The following is a 20,648-nucleotide window of genomic DNA, read 5'->3' on the forward strand; positions in this document are numbered from 1 at the left end:
ATCATCGGCCTTTAAGCTGGTGAGGACGTCAAGTAGAAATAAAATTTGTTAGTACCACAAGCTTGAAAGCATAGATTTTTTGGTTGCATCAAGGTTTAATTGTTCAATCCACCAGTTAAAAGCGGCACCGCGTTTTTGTCTATTTTTGGATGCTATCCATAGTGTGGTGGGCTTTTTGGGATTTTTGACGGGAAGTTCTATAAGTTTTTTATTATCAAGGAAAGGTTTGGCAAAATATTCCGGTAAAAAGCCTATTCCGGCTCCGTTTTCATGCATACGGATTTTGGAGTAGTAATCGGGAACGAAGGTTGCTCTTTGGCCTTTTAACAGCCATGCGTTTTTAGCCGGTAGAACTGATGAGGTATCTTTGACGCAGATTGCCGGGTAGCGGCGCAATGCTTCATTTGACAGCGGGAAAATCTCTTTAGTAAGAGGATGGGTGGGACTTACGCAAAAAAGCCAGTTGCATACTCCCAAGCGGAAAGTATCCAAATCGGAGTTGACGTCGGCAGAATGCGGAGCTCCTACTACAATATCCGCTTTATCGGAGAATAATGATTCCCAGACACCGTTATATACTTCAATAGTAAGATTGATCTGAGTGTCGGGAAAGAGCAGACTGCTTTCCTTACATAAGTCATATAAAGGTTTAAGACAAATAATATTATTTACGGCAATTTTTAAATCGGGCTCGAAATCTTCGGCAAGACTGCGAGTGTTTTGAATAGCTGAGTCCATTTCTTCAAGAATCTGTGCGGCTTTGCCGGCAAGATATTTTCCTGCGACTGTAGGTATAAGCTTTTTATTATCTTTATTAAATAGTTTTATCTGCAGTCTTTTTTCGAGAGTATTTAGAGTATAGCTTATTGCTGTCGGTACTTTATGCAGTACTTTTCCTGTTAAGGTAAAGCTTTTTGTTTGATATAAAACCAAGATAGTACGTAATTCAGCGGCGGTAATTTTATTCATAAACACCTTACGGGACTTTTTTACTGAATTTTTTCATAATTTAATGTTTAAAAATCTGAGATAGGTGGAATTTTTTTGTGATAAACGCACTTATTTGGTGAAAAGATAGGTGTTTATTTTTTAACTTTGTTTCTTTTTATTTTTTTGTGAAGCATACTAAGGAAACTTTTCGTGTTGAAGAAATGTAAATTAAATTACGATAAAACAGCAAGGGTAGGAAAATGAAATTAGAAACTTTATGTCTGCATGCCGGTTATACTCCAAAAAACGGCGAGCCGCGAGTTTTACCTATTTGTCAGAGCACTACTTTTACTTATGACACTACTCGTGATGTAGCTAAGCTTTTTGACTTGGAAGTCCCCGGATTTTTCTATTCACGTCTTGGCAATCCGACCGTGGACGCAGTAGAGCAGAAAATCGCCGCTTTAGAAGGCGGTGTCGGAGCAATGTGTACGTCTTCAGGTCAGGCCGCATCATTAATTTCTATTTTGACTTTGGCAAGAGCAGGTGATCATGTGGTCAGCGCTTCAAGTATTTACGGCGGAACATTTAATTTATTCGCCGTTACTTTAAAGCGCATGGGTATTGAAGTTACATTTATTGATGAAAATGCAAGCGATGAAGAGATTTTAAAAGCTGTACGTTCTAACACTAAAGCATTTTTCGGCGAGACCGTAGCAAATCCGTCAATGGATGTTCTTGATATTGAAAGGATGGCAAACCTTGCCCATAAAGTCGGAGTTCCTTTAATCGTTGACAATACTTTTGCTACTCCGTATTTATGCCGTCCTTTTGATTTTGGCGCCGATATCGTAGTTCATTCCACAACCAAATATCTTGACGGTCATGCTTTGCAGGTCGGCGGTGTAATTGTTGACAGCGGTAATTTTGATTGGGAAGCCTCTCCACGTTTTAGCGAATTCACTACTCCCGATGATTCTTATCACGGACTTGTTTATACCAAAGCTTTCGGTAAGGCTGCTTATATCGTTAAGGCTCGTGCGCAGATGATGCGCGATTTAGGTTGCTGCCAGACGGCACAGGGGGCTTTTTATATAAACTTAGGTATTGAGACTTTGCCTTTGCGTATGCAAAGACATTGTGAGAATGCACTGAAGGTTTCAAAGTTTCTTGCTTGTCAGAATAATGTTATTGAAGTCCGTTACCCGGGGCTTGAAGGCTCTAAAAACTATGAGCTTGCTAAGAAATATTTAAAGAAAGGCTGCAGCGGTGTAATTTCTTTTGAAATTAAAGGCGGACGTGAAGCAGGCGCTAAGTTTATAGACAGTCTTAAGATGATTTCTCTTGAGGTTCATGTTGCTGATATTCGTACTTGTGTTTTGCATCCGGCAAGCTCAACTCATCGCCAGTTAAGCGATCATCAGCTTGAAGAAGCCGGCATTACTCCGGGTCTTATCCGTCTGTCCGTAGGTCTTGAAAATGTCGATGATATTATTGATGATTTGCGCCAGGCTTTAGAAGCAGCTTCAGTTTAGTTCTTAAAATGAACTCTTCAAGCCGCCGCAGTTTACTTTGTACGAAGTAAATGTTGCTGCGGCTTTATTTTTGTCGTCAATAAAGTGCAAAATAGGAAATAAATTTTTATATAGGTGATGTTATGGAAGTCAAGACCATAGGATTTATAGGAACCGGAGTGATGGGGCGCTCCATGGCAGGACATCTTATAGATGCTGGCTTTAAGCTAAAAGTTTATAACCGTACTAAAGAAAAAGCCTCAAGTCTTATTGATAAAGGTGCTTTGTGGGCTTCTTCTCCTAAAGAAGCTGCAGAAAATTGTGACGTAGTCATTTCAATTGTAGGATATCCTGCTGATGTTAAGGAAGTATGGCTTGGAGATAACGGTGCAATTCAGGCAATGAAACCCGGTGCAATCGGTATTGATATGACGACGTCGACCCCGGCTTTAGCTAAGGAATTAACAAAAGAGGGATTAAAGCACGGAGTTGCAATTTGCGATGCTCCGGTAACCGGGGGAGATGTAGGAGCCCGTAATGCAGCCTTGACCATATTATTCGGAGGCAGTGCTGCAGCTTTTTGCTCATTGGAGCCGGTGTTTAAAGCAATGGGTAAAACTTATGTCCGATTTGGGGAAAGCGGATCGGGACAATACGCTAAAATCTGCAATCAAATAGCTATAGCTGCAGGCATGATGTCAGTTTGTGAAGCTCTTATTACCGCACGTAAGACCGGTCTTGACGAAGAATTGGTGCTTAAGACTTTGTCAGGTGGAGCAGCCGGCTCTTTTTCTCTTTCAAGCTACGGACCTCGTATTTTAAAAGGAGATTTTAATCCCGGTTTTTACGTTAAGCATTTTGTAAAAGATATGAAAATTGCCGTTGAGGTGGCAAAAGAGAACAATTTACAGCTGCCAGGACTTGAACTTGCTTTAAAACTTTATGAGCGTTTGATCGAAAAAGGTGACGGTGATTTGGGAACTCAGGCTTTGTTTAAACTGTATCTTAATTAAGAGGTAATATAACTTTTTGATTTGCGTGTTCTTTTAGGCAAAGATACGTGCTTTTTTAGGAGCAATTTTAGAGCTTTGTCACGTAAATTTGAGATTTGATATAAAAAAAGCACGCAGATCAAGTATTATTAATATTTGAGGGTGCAAACTCGGATATAAATTAACTAAAAAACTGCAAGACAGTTATGACAATTTAGGAGTTATCATGCGTTTCTTCTTAGATACTGCTAATGTTGAGGATATTCGTAAAGCCAATGATATGGGCGTAATTTGCGGTGTTACTACTAACCCGACTTTAATTGCCAAAGAAGGCCGTGATTTTAAAGAAGTAATTAAAGAGATCACTTCTATTGTTGATGGTCCTATCAGCGGTGAAGTCAAACCTACTACTTTAGACGCTGAAGGCATGATTAAAGAAGCTCGTGAGATTGCCGCAATTCATGAGAACATGGTTGTTAAGATCCCGATGACTGTTGAAGGTCTTAAAGCTTGCCACATGTGTAAAGTTGAAGGAATCAAGACTAACCTTACTTTGATTTTCTCAGCCAACCAGGCTTTGCTTGCCGCACGTGCCGGTGCAACTTATGTTTCTCCGTTCCTTGGCCGTCTTGATGATATTTCCATGCCGGGTATTGATTTAATCCGTCAGATTTCCGATATGTTCATGGTAGGCGACATTGATGCTCAGATTATTTGCGCTTCAGTACGTAATCCGATCCATGTAATCGATTGCGCAATGGCCGGTGCAGATATCGCTACCGTTCCTTACAAAGTTATTGAGCAAATGACCAAGCACCCGCTTACCGATCAGGGTATTGAGAAATTCCAGGCTGATTATAAGAAAGTGTTCGGTTAATATTTAACCAAAAAGCCGATGTCGTAAAGGGATCGGCTTTTTCATGGCTTAAATTCATGAAAGTGCTTAAAGCCGGGGTAATTGTTGCCGCCTTTATTTTTGTCGTTTGGGCAGGCGGGACGTTCATTACCGCGAGTTTGGCTTCAAGTAAAATCAATGAAGCGGTATCAATTTTAAATAATAAGATCTCTTCTTCATTAGTTCCTGAAATCCCCGTTTTAGATAAAAATTTTGCTTATATAAGTTATAAGCGTAAAGACAGAAGTTTTTTTTCAGAAAAAGGCGAATTACTGTTAGCAAATAAAGCTTCAGATGCAATTGAAAAACTTCCGGTTATTATCAATTACGGTTTTTTAAACGCTAATGCTGAAATATTGCTTACCGAAAAGGTAAAAAACTTTTTATTAGCTGATTTTAGGCCTGATTTTACGTTAGAAAGCAGTTTGTTTTCTTTTAAGTATTCGGTATTTCCGCAAGTTTACGATTTCAAGATAAAACTTGCAGGAATTTATTCTTACTCTCCAAAAGAAAATCCGTTTTCATTGTTTTTTTCCGCTCGCTTAAACATGTTTGATAGAGCCAGTCTTTCTTTTGACGCTAAAAATTATGAGACAAAGGACGGAAGGCGAATAGGTCATATGTACTTTAATTCGTTTTCAAGAAAGCCTCTTGCGTACAAAAATACGGCTGTGTTTTCCGGAGCTATAGAAGACTTTGATTACGCAGAATTAATTTATGCCAAAAATTTAAGCTTAGATCTGATATTGGGATCTCCTGACAGCAATCAACAGGCGGACGCTGACTACAAGTTTGATGCGGAAATGCTTTCTTATCCGTTATCAAGTGTCAGTATGCACGGATCCTTAGGAAAATTTGATCTTTTAAAGCTTAATTTTCTTCAAGATGCTCAAACGATCGAGGATTTTTATAAAATCCTTTGTGATAATAAACTGAATTTTGTTTTGGATGGATTGTCAGTGGTTATGAATACTGACGATCTTGATAATGCGTCGCAGGAAAATAATTCTTATGCTGTTCTCAATGGTAAGGGCAGTATGGTTTTTGCTCTTGATGATTTTGATAAAAGTCATGGCAATTTTGAGTTTATGCTCGATAAAATGCCGGATGACGCATTGCTTTCCATAGTGTTTGAACCGTTTTTCGTCACTAAAGATAATGCTTTTTACAGCAAAATCGTTTTTTCTGAAGGAAAGATGACGGTAAACGGAAAAAGATTTTAATTTTGAATAAGAAAGGAGTTTAACATGTCTGAATATAGGGAGTTGGCAAATGCCGTTCGTGCTTTGAGTATGGATGGTGTACAAAAAGCTAAATCAGGTCACCCTGGTGCTCCGATGGGCATGGCCGACATGGCAGAGGCATTATGGCGCGGATTTTTACGCCATAATCCCAAAAATCCGAAGTGGCCTAATCGCGATCGTTTCGTATTATCAAACGGCCATGCTTCAATGATGATTTACTCATTGCTGCATTTGACCGGATACGATCTTTCTATTGAAGATTTAAAACAGTTCAGACAGTTGGATTCAAAAACCCCGGGCCATCCTGAGTACGGTATTGTTCCCGGCGTAGAGACTACTACCGGACCTTTAGGTCAAGGCATCGGCAATGCTGTCGGTATGGCTTTGGCTGAAGCAATGCTTGCAAACGAGTTTAATCGTGACGGCTTTGATATTGTTGATCATTATACTTATGCGTTCTTGGGCGACGGCTGCTTGATGGAGGGCATTTCCCATGAAGTATGCTCTTTAGCGGGAACCTTAGGTCTTGGTAAACTTATCGCTTTGTATGATTCCAACGGTATCTCGATTGACGGTGAAGTAAAGGGTTGGTTTGGTGATGATACCAAACAGCGTTTTGCCGCTTATCATTGGCAGGTTCTTGAAGTTGACGGACATGACGGTGAGGCTTTGCGTAAAGCTATTGCTGAGGCACAGGCTGATAAAGAGCATCCGTCTCTTATCGTATGCCATACCACTATCGGCTTCGGCTCTCCGAATAAAGGCGGTAAGGAGTCATGCCACGGTGCTCCTTTAGGTGATGAAGAAATAGCTTTAACCCGTAAGCAGTTAGGCTGGAATTACGGTCCTTTTGAAATCCCCGAAGAAATTTACAAGAAATGGAGCGCAGTCGAGTCCGGTGCAGAATACGAAGCCAAATGGAATGCTTTGTTTGACGAGTACAAGAAAGCTTACCCCGAGCTTGCAGCTGAATTTGAGCGCCGTATGAAGGGTGATTTGCCTTGTGATTTGAAAGCAAAGACTCAGGAATGGATTAAGTCTTTACAGGCCAATCCGCAGAAGATTGCAACCAGAAAGGCCGGACAAATTGCTCTTGATTTCTTTGCTGCCAATATGCCTGAACTTGTCGGCGGCTCAGCTGATTTAGCTCCGTCCAACCTTACCATGACTAAGGTCTCTAAGTCCGTTGCTCCGCATGTCATTAAAGGCAATTATATTCATTGGGGTGTTCGTGAATTCGCTATGGCCGTTGCAATGAACGGTATGCTGCTTCACGGCGGATTCCGTCCTTACGGCGGTACATTCCTGATCTTCTCCGAGTATGCACGTAACGCTATTCGTATGTCTGCATTGATGGGTATCCCGACTATGTATGTCTTTACTCATGACTCTATCGGTGTCGGCGAAGACGGACCTACTCATCAGCCTATTGAGCAGACTGCTTCATTGCGTATGGTTCCGAATCTTGATACTTGGCGTCCTTGTGACCCGGTTGAAACTGCAGTTGCTTGGGAGCATATGATTGAACGTAAAGACGGACCTTCCGACATTGTTCTTACTCGTCAGAATTTAGAGCAGATGCCGCGTGACGATAAGCAGGTTGGCGATATTGCTAAGGGCGGTTATGTTCTTCGTGACTGTGCCGGCGCTCCTGAGCTTATCCTTATTGCAACCGGATCTGAAGTTGCACTTGCTTTCCATGCTGCAGAAGAGCTGGAAAAAGAGGGTCGTAAGGTACGTGTTGTTTCAATGCCGTGCTGTGAGGTCTTTGATCGCCAGGATGCAGCATATAAAGAAGCTGTACTGCCTTGTGCCTGCCGTGCTCGCGTTGCTGTTGAAGCCGGCTGCACTCAGGGATGGTATAAGTATGTAGGCCTTGACGGCAAGGTACTGGGACTTGATCATTACGGTGAATCGGCTCCTGCCGGTTTGCTGTTTGAGAAGTTCGGCTTTACCGTTGATAATCTCGTCAAAGTTGCAAAATCTGTTTTATAGGATAAAGCTTTGATTTAGTTCTGAACCCTCGATTTAGTATCGGGGGTTTTTTGTAGCAAATTTTTACAGTATTTTTACATGATTTTAATTTGCGTTTAATAAAGATTAAACAGTTGAAACTTGCAAAATTACGCTATGGAATTTTGCGGGTTATTTAGTTAAAATGAGTGATTAGAGAGCTTGTTAAAGCTCCATAATTCGTCTAGTTAAGACCCGATTTTTTAGAGGAAAAATTCACTATGGCAATTAAGAAAATGGCCGACCTCGACCTTAAAGGCAAGCGTGTATTGATTCGTGCTGATTTAAACGTTCCTATTAAAGACGGTAAAGTAGCATCAGACAAGCGTATTATGGCTACCCTTCCGACTATTAAGCTTGCACTTGAAAAAGGCGCCAAGGTTATGGTTATCTCCCACTTGGGCCGTCCTGAGGAAGGCGTCTATAGTGACGAATTCTCTTTACAGCCGGTTGCCGATTATATGGCTACTAAGCTTCCGTGCCCGGTTCGTTTAGTAAAAGATTATCTTGACGGTGTAGAAGTAAACGAGAACGAGGTAGTTGTTCTTGAGAACTGCCGCTTTAACAAGGGCGAAAAGAAGAATAACGAAGAATTGTCCCGTAAATATGCCGCCTTGTGTGATGTCTTCGTGATGGATGCATTCGGTACTGCTCACCGCGCTCAGGCTACCACTTACGGTGTTGCCCAGTTTGCTCCTGTTGCTTGTGCCGGCCCTTTGCTTGCCGCAGAGCTTGATGCCTTGGGCAAAGCTATGGATAACCCTGCTCGTCCTATGGTTGCTATTGTCGGCGGTTCTAAAGTTTCAACCAAGCTTCCGGTATTGAACAGCTTGCTTAAAGTTGCAGATCAGCTGATTGTCGGCGGCGGTATTGCCAATACTTTTATGGCCGCAGCAGGTCACAAAGTAGGTAAGTCTTTATGCGAAGAAGACTTGATTCCGACCGCTAAAGAGTTAGCTGAGAAAACTCATATTCCTGAGTTTGTCGATGTTGTTGTAGGTAAAGAATTTTCTGAAACCACCCCTGCAGTCACTAAAGATCTTGCTGATGTTGCAGACGACGATATGATTTTCGACTTGGGTCCTAAATCTATGGCCAATATCGAAGAAGTCATCAAGAATGCCAAGACCATTTTGTGGAACGGTCCAGTAGGCGTATTTGAGTTTGATCAGTTTGCTGCGGGTTCTAAAGCTTTAGCTAATGCCATTGCCGATTCTGAGGCTTTCTCTGTAGCCGGCGGCGGTGATACCATTGCTGCAATTCAGAAATTCGGCGTAACCTCCAAGATTTCTTATATTTCAACCGGCGGCGGTGCTTTCCTTGAGTTCGTAGAAGGTAAGAAGCTTCCTGCTGTTGAAATTTTGGAAAAAAGAGCAGCTGAATAATCAGATTATTTAACCGGTGCCCGTATAAGGGCACCTTATTTATGTAAAAGGCACCAAAATGACTAAAATTTTAGACGTTGTCAAACCCGGAGTTCTCGTTGGAGAGGATGTTCAGAAAGTTTTTGCCGTAGCAAAAGAAAACGGCTATGCACTTCCAGCTGTCAACTGTGTCGGCACCAATACTATTAATGCGGTTTTGGAAGCTGCTGCTAAGGCCCGCTCCGCTGTTATCGTTCAATTTTCAAACGGCGGTGCAGCTTTCGTTGCAGGCAAAGGTCTTAAAATCGATCGTCCTCAGGGCAATTCCATTCTCGGAGCTATTTCCGGTGCTCTGCACGTTCATAATGTTGCTAAAGAATACGGTGTTCCTGTTATTCTTCATACCGATCATTGCGCTAAGAAGCTTATTCCTTGGGTTGACGGTTTGCTTGACGCAGGTGAAGAGTATTTTGCCAAAAACGGTAAGCCTTTATTCTCTTCTCACATGCTCGATCTTTCAGAAGAGTCTCTTGAAGAGAATATTGACATTTGCTGCAAATATTTAGAGCGTATGGCTAAGATGGGCATGACTCTTGAGCTTGAACTCGGCTGCACCGGCGGTGAGGAAGACGGCGTTGACAATTCTGATAAGGATGAGTCAGCATTATATACTCAGCCTCAGGACGTTGCTTATGCTTACGAGCGCCTGATTAAGATTTCCCCTAACTTTACCATTGCCGCTTCTTTCGGTAATGTTCACGGTGTTTATAAACCCGGTAATGTTAAATTAAAGCCGACTATTTTGCGTGATTCTCAGAAATATGTCGAAGAGAAGTTCCATACCGGACCTAAGCCTATGAATCTTGTATTCCACGGCGGTTCAGGCTCTTCTCCTGAAGAAATTGCAGAAGCTGTTTCTTACGGCGTCATTAAGATGAATATCGATACCGATACTCAGTGGGCCGGATGGAAGGGCATCATGGATTACTACAAGGCTAATGAAGCATATCTCCAGGCACAGCTTGGCAATCCGACCGGACCCGATGCTCCTAACAAGAAGTATTACGATCCGCGTGTATGGCTGCGCAAGTGCGAGGAGAGCATCGTTAACCGTGTTATTGAGGCTTTCAAAGAGCTCGGTTCTTACGATTCTCTTTAATTTTCATTTATACGTAAAATTGATGACGGAGCCTGATGGCTCCGTTATTTTTTTATGCAATAAAAAATCGCTGCAATAAAAATGCAGCGATTTTACCACTAAGTCTAACTTAAGAGCTCTTAGTCTTCGAGCAGGTGTTTGTGTAAAGCTGTTAATGCGGATACGGCTTTATCTTCGTCAACAAGGAAGCACAAGTTGTGATTCGATGCACCGTAGCAAATCATACGTACAGCATAATCTTCAATAGCATCAAAAGCTTTGGTTGCGGTTCCTGGGATATTGGACATCTCGTTACCGATAACAGCAACTAATGATAGGTTGTGTTCAACTTTAACATGACAGAACTGTCTTAATTCGTTGAGCATGCTTTCATTTAGCTGGCTGATGCCTGAAGTATTACTGCCGGCATCTAAAGTAACGGCAATTGATACTTCGGATGTAGATACCAAATCAATAGATTGATTGTATTTTGCAAAAACACCGAACACTTTGGCTAAGAATCCTGAAGCTCCTACCATCTTGGGGCTGGCTAAAACGATAAGAGTCTGATTTTTACGCAGTGCTACAGCTCTAAAAGCAGGATGACTTGTTGTTTCCGGTTTTACCCAAGTACCGCCTTTCTCCGGCTCTTTGCTTGAACCGACGTACACAGGAATACCGCGGCGAACTGCAGGAATTAAAGTAGACGGGTGTAAAATCTTGGCGCCGAATGTTGCCATTTCGGCAGCTTCAAGATAAGTTAACTCATCAATCGGTTTGGCATGCGGGACTAAACGCGGATCGGTAGTGTAAACACCCGGTACATCAGTCCAGATTGAAATAGTAGATGCAGCTAGAGCTTCACCTAATAGGGCTGCGGTATAGTCTGAACCGCCGCGGCCTAAAGTAGTAGTCATGCCTTCGCTGTTTGAAGCGATGAATCCCTGAGTAACTACAATATTATCTTCTTGAAGCAACGGAGCAAGATGTGTTTTACATAAGCTTTCTACGACTTCAACTAAAGGCTGAGCATGACCGAAGCAGGAGTCGGTACGCATAACCTGACGGACGTCAAACCATTTGGCGTTGTATCCGTGGAGCTTGAATACTTCAACGATTAAGAATGAAGACATTAACTCGCCGTGGGAAACGATACGATCGGTAAGAGCATCAGAGCGTTCCATCGCGGCTTCATTGGCTAAATCGCGGATCTCGTTTAAATGCTCTTTGATAAATTTAAGGCAAATGTCAGTAGTAGCGACTTTAGATGCGATTTCGTAATGAATATCGTACAGTTTTTTAATAAGTTCTTCGATTTTATCGCGAGAGCAGGCTCCGGAAGCTAACTCTACCAAAATATTGGTAACGCCTGCGCAAGCACTGACGACTACTAAACGAGTGTTAGGATTACTTGCTGAAACCTGAACACTGCTGGTCATTGCTTTAAAATCGGCAACTGAAGTGCCGCCGAATTTTGCTATATCTAATTGAAAATTAGCCATTGGAAAAAATTCTCTTTTAAAAAATTTGATTCAGCAAAATCTTAAAATTCTAATACATTATGTGCAACTTTTACTAAATTACATAACCAAAGTTGTGCATTTTTTATTAAAGAAGATCCAAAACAGTGCGTCTTCTTATAAAGAAAAAGGACTTCATTTTGAAGCCCTTTTAAAATTTAAAGAAAATTAAAGTTTTGACAGTTCTTCAATTTGGCTTTCAATCTTGCTTAATTGCGCTTTATTAAGCTCTAACTGAGCTTTAGCTCCTTCGATGATTTTCGCCGGTGCTTTAGACGTAAATGCTTCGTTGTTAAGCTTGGCTTCACCGCCTTTGATTAAACCTTTAAGCTTGTTGGCCATATCGTTTAAACGTTTAATTTCGGCATCTTTATTTACAAGATCTTTCATCGGAATAAGAACTTCTGCAGTACCGAAGGGTTTGGATGCACAAGGCGGCAGTTTAGCATCGCTATCAGCAAAAACAATCGGTTCAATGTTGGCGACAAGAGTCAAACAACGACTGTTATCTTTAGCGCAGCGCTGCTCGTCTTCAGAAGCTCCGCGGACAATAGGAGCAAGTTTTACACCAGGACCGGCTTTCATTTCAGCTCGCAGATTACGTACGGCAGTAACGAAATCTTTAATCCAGAGAATATCTTTTTCGGCAGCGGCGTCAAATACGTAATCCTCTGCCTTAGGATAAGGAGCAACCATAATGGTTTTCTCATCATTCATGCGATTTAGCAAAGGCGCACATTGCTGCCAAATAGTCTCGGTAATAAAAGGTATTACCGGGTGGGCCATTCTTAAAACTGTTTCAAGTACGTCAACCAAGGTATAGGCGGTAGCATTGTGCTGTGCTGCGCTTAAGGCGTCATCCTTTAAAATAGCCTTGGTAAATTCAAGGTACCAGTCGCAGTATTCATTCCAAATGAACTCATACAGGATGGTTGCAACCTGATCAAAACGGTAGGCATCAAGAGCTTCGCGGATATCTTTAATGGCAGTGGCAAGTTTAGAGTATATAAAGCGATCGGCTAAAGATAAATCAGAAGCCTGGGGCTTTACCAGACTCATGCCGTCAATATTCATTAAAACAAAACGGCTGGCATTCCAAATCTTGTTGCAGAAATTGCGGTATCCTTCAAGACGTTTCATATCCCAGTTGATGTCACGACCGTTGGAAGCCAGTGCGCAGAGGGTAAAGCGCAAAGCATCGGTACCGTGTGCGGAAATTCCGTCAGGGAATTGCTTGCGGGTACGTTTTGCAATCTTTTCGGCAATCTGCGGCTGCATCATATTGGCAGTACGCTTCTTGACGAGAGAATCAATATCGATGCCGTCAATCATATCCAAAGGATCGAGAACATTACCTTTGGATTTAGACATTTTCTGGCCCTCTTCATCACGAATTAAGCCTGTGACATATACGGTATGGAAAGGAACTTGCGGTGTGCCGTCAGGATTTTTCATAAAATGCATGGTCATCATGATCATGCGGGCGACCCAGAAGAAGATAATATCAAATCCGGTGACGAGAACTGAGGTAGGATGGAATGTCTCAAGTTCTTTGGTGTTGTCAGGCCAGCCTAAAGTTGAGAAAGTCCATAAGGCAGAAGAGAACCAAGTATCAAGGACGTCAGGATCTTGAGTTAATACTATATTTTGATCAAGGTTATATTTGCTGCGGACTTCTTCTTCGCTTCTTGCTACGTAAATATTTCCTTTTTCATCGTACCATGCAGGAATACGGTGACCCCACCATAATTGACGTGAAATGCACCAATCTTGGAGATCTCTCATCCAAGAGTAGTACATATTGGTATATTGAGCAGGAACAAATTTAATTCTACCGTCTTCAACAGCTTCAAGAGCGGGTTTGCCGAGTACCGAGGCACGAACATACCACTGATCGGTAAGCATCGGTTCAATAGGAACACCGCCGCGATCGCCAAAAGGTTGGGATAAAGTGTGATCTTCGATGTGATCAAAAAGACCTGCTGATTTTAGATCTTCTAAAATCAGATCACGTGCTTTAAAGCGATCAAGACCTCTATAAGCTTCAGGAATATAGCCTGATACTTCATCAGACGGCATTCCGTCAGTATTGAATACTTCTCCTTCTTCGCGTATGCACGCGTCTTCGGTCATGATATTAATCATGGCAAGTTTGTGACGTTTGCCTACTGCGTAGTCGTTAAAATCATGTGCCGGAGTAATCTTCACGCAGCCGGTACCGGTTTCCATATCGGCATGTTCATCTGCTACGATCGGAATACGACGGTTGACCAAAGGAAGAATCAAATCTTTCCCGACTAAGTTTTTAAAACGCTCGTCTTTAGGGTTTACGGCCACTGCAGTATCGCCAAGCAAAGTCTCAGGACGAGTAGTGGCGATTAAAAGGTAATCTTTGCCTTCGTTGGTGGTAAGTCCATCTGCCAATTTATAGCGGATGTACCACATGTATCCTTTAACTTCTTTGTTTTCAACTTCAAGGTCGGAAATTGCGGTACGAAGTTTCGGATCCCAGTTAACAAGACGTTTGCCGCGATAAATTAAGTCTTCATCATATAAACGGACAAAGACTTCTTTGACCGCGTTTGATAAACCTTCATCCATGGTAAAGCGCTCACGGCTCCAGTCAACGGAGTCACCGAGACGGCGCATTTGACGGGTAATGGTGCCGCCGGATTCTTGGCGCCATTTCCAAATTCTTTCGATGAACTTTTCACGGCCGAGATCGTGGCGGGTAAGGTTTTCTTCTTTAGCAAGTTTACGTTCTACTACCATCTGCGTGGCAATACCGGCATGATCGGTACCGCATTGCCACAACGTATTGTCTCCGTTCATTCTATGGAAACGGATAAGACTGTCCATGATAGTTTGCTGGAAAGCATGTCCCATATGTAGGGATCCGGTTACATTCGGCGGCGGTAAGGCGATGGAATAGGCTTTTGCCGCAGTATCTCCTGACGGTTTGAAAAGGCCGTTATTTTCCCAATTAATATAAATTTTACTTTCGAATTTTTCAGGTTGATAAGTTTTGTCCATTTCCATTATTCAAGGCCTTAAAAATAGTGTGAATTTTGCTTAAAAATAAATGTCAATTTTAGCTTTTTGCCTTTGTGAAGTCACGCGAAAAAATCAAAGGCTTCAAAGCAAGGCAGAGTCATTGTTTTTTAGAAAGTGTAAAGTTGGGAAATTAGCTATAATAGTATGAATTAGAAAGGATTTAGTTTCTGCTTTTACCGAGTGATACAAATTAAAGAGTATGTCAATGGCAAAAACAACGGCTAAACGCACTGTGAAAAGTAATGTAAAACAGTCCGGTAATAAAAAAGGATTAAGAGTTAAATTCTATATATATTTATTTATTGTTGTTGCGGTTTTGGGATCTTTTGCCGTATTTATTGGAAACAAATATTTTCAAGATATTTCCAATCATAAAATTTACGTTGAGGGTAAGGTATATGAGTTAAAAGGCGGGGCAACAGTTAAGCAGACTGTTATAGATCTTCTAAAAGATGATTACCCTGATTTCATGCTTTCATTATGGAGTACGGTTTACGGCAGGAATTTTTCCGGGATCCAGAAAGGAAAATACTATGCAGACGGCAGTAAATCTTTAACTGATTTTCTGCATTCCATGCAAAAAGGTGAAGTCTTTATGCCTAAGACTCCTGTTATAACTTTAGTTGAAGGAATGACTTTAAGTGCCTTTTTAAAGAGGGTAGAAAGCGTTGAAGATCTTCCTGCAGACGCGGAGTTTGAAAAGAAAATATCTGATCCTAAAAAGTTTTTAGCCGATACTTTAACTGATAAAGAACTTGAAGCGATTGGCGGTATTCATGATTCTTTAGAGGGCTTGCTGTTTCCGGCAACTTATCCTTATTTTGAAAAAGACACAGATTTGAGCATGATAAAAAAAGCGCTTAAACATATGGCGTCTTATATGGAAAAAGAGTGGCCGAAACGTGATAAGACTATTTTGGTAAAAGATCCGTATGATGCTTTGATTTTAGCTTCTATTATTGAAAGAGAGAGTTCTATCGGCGCTGAACGCAATAAAATTGCAGCAGTGTTTTATAACCGTTTGAAGCGGGGAATGATGCTTCAGACCGATCCTGCAGTAATGTACGGTGTCAGTCCTGATTTTAAAGGTCCATTGACTCGTTCTCAATTAAGAAAGGACACTCCGTATAATACTTATACAAGAGCAGGACTTACTCCGACTCCTATTTCCATGCCCGGGGCCGAATCGATCTTGGCGGCATTACACCCTGAAAAAAGTGATGCACTGTATTTCGTGGCAAAAAGTCATGATCCTAAAGATGGGCATATTTTCAGCAATTCTTTACAAGAACATAATAAGGCGGTTTCTCAATACCGAAAAAAGGTGAGGGACTACCGTAACTCTTTGCAGGATAAATAACATGAGTGGTTTATTTATTACTTTTGAAGGCACGGAAGGTGCAGGAAAAAGTACGTTGATAAAAGAAATTGAAAGATGGCTTAGGGAAAAAGAAATTGATTTTGTATCAGTAAGAGAACCTGGAGGGACGGTTCTTGCAGAGAAAATGCGCGCCATTTTAAAAACACCAAGCCCTGAAGAAAAATTATGTGATAAGAGTGAATTGCTTTTAATGTATGCAGCAAGGGCTCAGCTTGTCGAGACTTTAATCAAACCTGCTCTTGCCCAAGGTAAATGCGTAATTTGCGATCGCCATGATTTGTCTACCGTTGCTTATCAGGGAGGAGGGCGCGGTTTGCCGATGGATGAAATAGATGCTGTACGAAATGTGGCCTTAGGCAAGTTCAGACCGGATTTGACTTTACTTTTAGATATCGATCCTAAGCTTGGCATGCAAAGAGCAAGAAGCCGAGGAGTTCTTGATCGATTTGAGCTTGAGCAGCTTTCTTTTTTTGAGAGGGTTCGCAAAGCTTACTTGGATGCGGCAAAGCGTCTGCCTTATATTAAAGTTATTGATGCGTCAAAAAATGTTGATGAAGTGAGATTAGCGGCAATATCGGCACTTGAGGATTTATTGTGATTTTAGAAAGTTTTTTAAACGTGCCGTTTTTAAATTTTTCACACGCATATTTAAGCGGCAGATTACCGGGATCTGTGTTGTTTGCAGGAGATCGCGAGTCCGGTGTTAATTATGTTGCATGTGCAAGTGCAAAGCTTTTTTTGTGTTCTTCACCGCAAAACGGACATCCTTGCGGCCATTGTAAATCCTGTAGTATGTTTGATGCTGGAACGCATCCTGATTTTATAGCAGTTATAGGATCGACTAAAGATGAGGCGGATAACGGACTTGATATGCAGCGAGATCCGAAGATTCTTTTTACAAATGAAGAAAGTGCAGTAAGAAAAAGCGTTCGTATTGATAGTATGCGTAAACTTTCTTCTTGGTCGGTTGAGTCGGCAGGAGCTGGAAATAAAAAAGTTGCCGTTATCGCAGATGCTCATACCATGCCGGAAGGTGCGGCCAACGCAATTTTAAAAACCTTTGAAGAGCCTCCGCAGAATACTTTAATCATCATGACGGCTCGCTCTCTTGAATCGTTGTTGCCGACCATTTTATCAAGAGCGTATAAAATCGTTTTACAGAAGGCTTCTTTGCATGAATCTCTTAATTTTATAAAAAGGAATTGTTCTGCAGAGGATGAGCGTGCACAAATTGCTTTAGCGTTATCCGGTTATAAGCCCTATGGGGCTTTGAGGTTGATCCGAAGTGACGATGACATTAAGATTTCTCATATGTTAAAAGAGTTAATCGACGCTTTAAATGGACAAGGTAACGAAGAGCAGGCAATAGATTCGTTATTGTCGCTTGACCCTTTAACTCAGGGAAATATTTTGTATGAATTGGTTTGTGAGGTTTTAAAATATAAGGCGCATGTTAATAAGGAGGATTTACCGCTTATTAATATTTTTCATGGAGAAAAATTAGCGCAATTGAGCGCAGATCATTTGTTTTTGGCTTTGGATGATTTACGCTATATAAAATCTGAAAATCCTTTAATTCCGCCAAGAGCCCCTAAAGCTCTTATCAGATCTTGGATTAGAGCTTTAAAAGAGTAGGTTATAAGTTGATTTTATACAAATATATATTTAAAGAAATTTTAAAAACACAGATCATTACTTTAATTGTTCTGTTAGTCGTATTTTTAAGTCAAAGCATGATAAGGCTGATTTCACGTGCGGCGGTCGGCACTGTCCCTGTGGATATCATTACAAATCTTGCTGCATATGCTGTTCCTGAAATAGCAATGATTATGTTGCCTTTGACATTATTTTTGGCTTGTCTTATAACACTTGGTCGCATTTGTTCTGATTCTGAAATGGTTGTCATGCGTTCAATCGGTTTTTCTCCGGCAAATGTGATGACTATTGCTATGATCTTGGCATTTTTTACTTCTATCGTTACAGCCTTTAATTGTATTTATCTGGTTCCGTGGGCATCAAATGCCAAAGAGACATTAATGAAGCAAACGGAAAACAATCCGCAGTTTTTACCCATTGAAAGCGGAAAGTTTTCTTCAATGGGCGGTTACAATATCTATATTGAAAACGTTGAAGAAAAAAGTGACGGTGAAAAAAATATCGCTAACGTATTCGTAATGGAGTCACCGTTTGCCAATGTCGGAAATTCTATGACAATTGCTGATAACGGATATCTTGTGCATGATGAAAACGGTGTTTTATGGCTTGAGCTTGATAAAGGCAGCCGATTTGAAGTTCTGACAAAAGACGGAACTTCAAATAAAGCTATTTTTGATAAGTTCAGAGCCCCGGTTGCCGGAAGTAATTCTGAATTACAAGAAGATGATTCAATTTCAAGCAGAGATACTTTTGAACTGCTGAATTCAGGAGAAAAAAGAGGTATTGTTGAAGCCCAGTGGCGCTTGTCACCTATTTTTGCCGTGTTTATTTTAACTTTTATTGCAATCCCTTTATCTATGGTTAATCCAAGACAAGGGCGTTTTGCACGTTTGATGCCGGCAATTTTGATATATGCCTCTTATTACATGTTTTTACTTTCCTGCAGAAATATGATTAATTCAGGTTCTTGGCCTTTATATCCGGGATTGTTTATTGTTCCGGTAGTGTTTTTATTTTTTGTCGGGATCCCTTTAAATTTACCACGTAATTTTTGGAAATTATTGCACTCTAAAAAGGAGGCCCAATAATGAAATTCGGCATCCTTGACAGATATATAGGCAAGAATGTTTTCTTTACAATTTTGTTAGTAACTTTTTGTTTGACTTTACTGACAACTTTAATCACGTTTGTTGATCAAATGCGCTATATAGGTCGCGGAAGCGTGGATTTTTTGTTTTTGGTATCTCACGTTGCGCTTGAAGTTCCCGGTATTGTAGTATTGTTTTTCCCGGTGGCCGTACTTTTGGGCGGTGTTATTGCTCTTGGTAATTTAGCAAGAACTTCTGAACTTATCGTGATGCAGTCTATCGGTATTTCCCGAACAGGTATCGTTTTAAGTGCTCTTAAAACAGTTATTCCGCTTATTTTGGTGATAGTTTGTTTAGGTGAATTTGTTGTTCCGCGTGTTGAGCAATATGCCGAGAACCGCTTAAATTTTGCTTCTTCAAACGGAAATTTATCTGTTACTAATGACGGTCTGTGGTTAAGAGAAGGACATAGTTTTATCGGAATAAGATATACGATGTCAGACGGCTCGCTTCTCGATATCGTTCGTTATGAAGTGGAAGGAAAGAATCTTAAAGCATTTTCAAGAGCTAAAAGCGGAGTCTATTCGGATGGCAAATGGGTTATGAGAGATGTAAGAAAAACCGTATTTGCTGAAAACAAAGTGATAAGAACTAGTTTAGCTGAGGAAAAATGGAGTTTAAACTTAACTCCTGAGCGTGTCGAAGTGGTTGGTGTCAAAGGGTACAATTTGACGGCAAGGGGACTTATTGACTATATAAATTATCTTGAAGAGAATAATCAGGATGCCTCAAGTTATCGTCTGGAGCTTTATAACAAGTTTATGTCGCCGCTTACCATGATAGTTATGCTGCTTTTGGCTGCTTCAACGGTATTCGGACCGCTGCGTTCCATGACTATGGGAGCTCGTGTTTTAGCGGGTATTGCTTTAGGTTTCGGTTTTTATTTGGCAAATCAGATTGGTGCCCCGTTTGCTTTAGTCTATGGTATCCCTCCTATTTTAGGAGCGAGTTTACCGACTTTGGTGTTTATGCTTTTAGCTATTGCTCTGTTAAGGCGTAAAGTTTGAGACACTGTGATTTGCAGAATATTATTTTAATTTGATTTATAAAGGTTTTTAACATGGTTAATTACTATGATGAAATTGCGAAGATGCTGTCTTCACCAGATCCGGTTAACTATAAAACCGAGCTTAAGAATTTAAAAAAGTTTGATGAAATGATGCTGCCGCAGGTTTTTGCCAGCGAATTGAAGAGAGCTCAGGATCTTAATATCCCTCTTGGCAAAGATGCGGAAACACAAGAAGGTATGGAAAAAAGATCGGCTTATATTACTAAAAGAATTGCTGAATTAAGGGCAAAAGCCAAGAAAACCCAAATTAAGACGATTTCAATAACTGCAGTGGTTGTAATTGCAATTTTTGCTTTAATTGTTTATTTAATACGCTAGAAAATTTAGTGTTTTTTCATGAAGCTCAGTAGGTAAACTGGGCTTTATTTTTAGTAGGAAATCGGGAAAACACAAGATAATATTACTATCGCCATAAGTAAAACATATTTAAATTCAAGCAATTAAATTGCGAAAAGGTTTTTAGAAACTCGAAATTAGAAATACAAAAACAGAGATTCAAAAATTTTTGTTGAAAAATTTTGGGGAAGTTTTTTTAGAAGGGGAAAACAGATGGTGCCAAAGGTGGGACTCGAACCCACACACTATCGCTAGCGGCGGATTTTGAATCCGCTGCGTCTACCAATTCCGCCACTTTGGCAAGTGCGGGCTATTTTATAGAGAAAAATTGTTCTTGTCTAGTTTTTTTCAAAAAAAAAGCATAGCAATGATCTTAAGGATCAAGAAAACATCG

General features: G+C 40.8%; 16 protein-coding genes and 1 tRNA gene. 13 read left to right on the top strand and 4 right to left on the bottom strand.

What is annotated here, in order from left to right:
• Positions 1 to 48 precede the first annotated feature (48 nt).
• The gene (locus tag HMPREF9444_RS09110; RefSeq protein ID WP_009144139.1) at positions 49 to 969 is read right to left on the bottom strand and encodes a LysR substrate-binding domain-containing protein; all 921 of its coding nucleotides are present in this window, start codon (positions 967 to 969) and stop codon (positions 49 to 51) included.
• Positions 970 to 1,190: 221 nt separating this feature from the next.
• Between HMPREF9444_RS09110 and HMPREF9444_RS09115 the strand changes: the two genes are divergently transcribed.
• The 7 genes from HMPREF9444_RS09115 (at position 1,191) to fbaA (ending at position 10,111) form a co-directional block, all read left to right on the top strand.
• Positions 1,191 to 2,465, top strand: coding sequence for an O-acetylhomoserine aminocarboxypropyltransferase/cysteine synthase family protein (locus HMPREF9444_RS09115; protein WP_009144140.1), 1,275 nt, complete (start codon positions 1,191 to 1,193; stop codon positions 2,463 to 2,465).
• Positions 2,466 to 2,587: 122 nt separating this feature from the next.
• Positions 2,588 to 3,457 (top strand): NAD(P)-dependent oxidoreductase, encoded by an 870-nt coding sequence (locus HMPREF9444_RS09120; RefSeq protein WP_009144141.1) that lies wholly within the window; start codon positions 2,588 to 2,590, stop codon positions 3,455 to 3,457.
• 205 nt (positions 3,458 to 3,662) lie between these two features.
• Complete coding sequence (gene fsa / locus HMPREF9444_RS09125) at positions 3,663 to 4,313, top strand: fructose-6-phosphate aldolase (protein WP_009144142.1); 651 nt, start codon at positions 3,663 to 3,665, stop codon at positions 4,311 to 4,313.
• 56 nt (positions 4,314 to 4,369) lie between these two features.
• The gene (locus HMPREF9444_RS09130; protein ID WP_009144143.1) at positions 4,370 to 5,554 is read left to right on the top strand and encodes a hypothetical protein; all 1,185 of its coding nucleotides are present in this window, start codon (positions 4,370 to 4,372) and stop codon (positions 5,552 to 5,554) included.
• 24 nt (positions 5,555 to 5,578) lie between these two features.
• The gene (gene tkt / locus HMPREF9444_RS09135; RefSeq protein ID WP_009144144.1) at positions 5,579 to 7,570 is read left to right on the top strand and encodes a transketolase; all 1,992 of its coding nucleotides are present in this window, start codon (positions 5,579 to 5,581) and stop codon (positions 7,568 to 7,570) included.
• Positions 7,571 to 7,809: 239 nt separating this feature from the next.
• Complete coding sequence (locus HMPREF9444_RS09140) at positions 7,810 to 8,973, top strand: phosphoglycerate kinase (protein WP_009144145.1); 1,164 nt, start codon at positions 7,810 to 7,812, stop codon at positions 8,971 to 8,973.
• Between the two features lie 58 nt (positions 8,974 to 9,031).
• Positions 9,032 to 10,111: a class II fructose-bisphosphate aldolase gene (gene fbaA, locus HMPREF9444_RS09145; protein ID WP_009144146.1), complete on the top strand. Its 1,080-nt coding sequence runs from the start codon at positions 9,032 to 9,034 to the stop codon at positions 10,109 to 10,111.
• 119 nt (positions 10,112 to 10,230) lie between these two features.
• Here the strand turns inward: fbaA and lysC are convergent, their stop codons facing one another.
• Positions 10,231 to 11,592, bottom strand: coding sequence for a lysine-sensitive aspartokinase 3 (gene lysC, locus HMPREF9444_RS09150; protein WP_009144147.1), 1,362 nt, complete (start codon positions 11,590 to 11,592; stop codon positions 10,231 to 10,233).
• Between the two features lie 186 nt (positions 11,593 to 11,778).
• Positions 11,779 to 14,643 (bottom strand): valine--tRNA ligase, encoded by a 2,865-nt coding sequence (locus tag HMPREF9444_RS09155; RefSeq protein WP_040909499.1) that lies wholly within the window; start codon positions 14,641 to 14,643, stop codon positions 11,779 to 11,781.
• A 226-nt stretch (positions 14,644 to 14,869) separates the two neighbouring features.
• Here HMPREF9444_RS09155 and mltG point away from each other — a divergent pair, with 226 nt between their 5' ends.
• The 6 genes from mltG to HMPREF9444_RS09185 are packed head-to-tail and all read left to right on the top strand — an operon-like array spanning position 14,870 to position 20,236.
• Positions 14,870 to 16,024 (top strand): endolytic transglycosylase MltG, encoded by a 1,155-nt coding sequence (gene mltG, locus HMPREF9444_RS10680; RefSeq protein WP_009144150.1) that lies wholly within the window; start codon positions 14,870 to 14,872, stop codon positions 16,022 to 16,024.
• Position 16,025: 1 nt separating this feature from the next.
• Positions 16,026 to 16,643: a dTMP kinase gene (tmk, locus tag HMPREF9444_RS09165; protein WP_009144151.1), complete on the top strand. Its 618-nt coding sequence runs from the start codon at positions 16,026 to 16,028 to the stop codon at positions 16,641 to 16,643.
• Positions 16,640 to 17,680 carry a DNA polymerase III subunit delta' gene (locus HMPREF9444_RS09170; RefSeq protein ID WP_040909490.1) on the top strand — a complete coding sequence of 347 codons (1,041 nt, stop codon included), beginning with the start codon at positions 16,640 to 16,642 and terminating at the stop codon, positions 17,678 to 17,680. The genes tmk and HMPREF9444_RS09170 overlap by 4 nt, the downstream gene beginning before the upstream one ends.
• 8 nt (positions 17,681 to 17,688) lie before the next feature.
• On the top strand, positions 17,689 to 18,789 hold the full coding sequence (gene lptF, locus HMPREF9444_RS09175; RefSeq protein ID WP_040909491.1) for an LPS export ABC transporter permease LptF: 1,101 nt from the start codon (positions 17,689 to 17,691) through the stop codon (positions 18,787 to 18,789).
• Positions 18,789 to 19,856 carry an LPS export ABC transporter permease LptG gene (lptG, locus tag HMPREF9444_RS09180; RefSeq protein ID WP_009144154.1) on the top strand — a complete coding sequence of 356 codons (1,068 nt, stop codon included), beginning with the start codon at positions 18,789 to 18,791 and terminating at the stop codon, positions 19,854 to 19,856. Before lptF ends, lptG begins: the two co-directional genes overlap by 1 nt.
• A 53-nt stretch (positions 19,857 to 19,909) precedes the next feature.
• Positions 19,910 to 20,236, top strand: a complete 327-nt coding sequence (locus HMPREF9444_RS09185) for a hypothetical protein (protein WP_009144155.1) — start codon at positions 19,910 to 19,912, stop codon at positions 20,234 to 20,236.
• Positions 20,237 to 20,468: 232 nt separating this feature from the next.
• Here HMPREF9444_RS09185 and HMPREF9444_RS09190 read toward each other — a convergent pair.
• Positions 20,469 to 20,555, bottom strand: a tRNA-Leu gene (locus tag HMPREF9444_RS09190).
• Between the last annotated feature and the right edge of the window lie 93 nt (positions 20,556 to 20,648).

This window comes from Succinatimonas hippei YIT 12066 (assembly GCF_000188195.1).
GTDB lineage: Bacteria > Pseudomonadota > Gammaproteobacteria > Enterobacterales > Succinivibrionaceae > Succinatimonas > Succinatimonas hippei.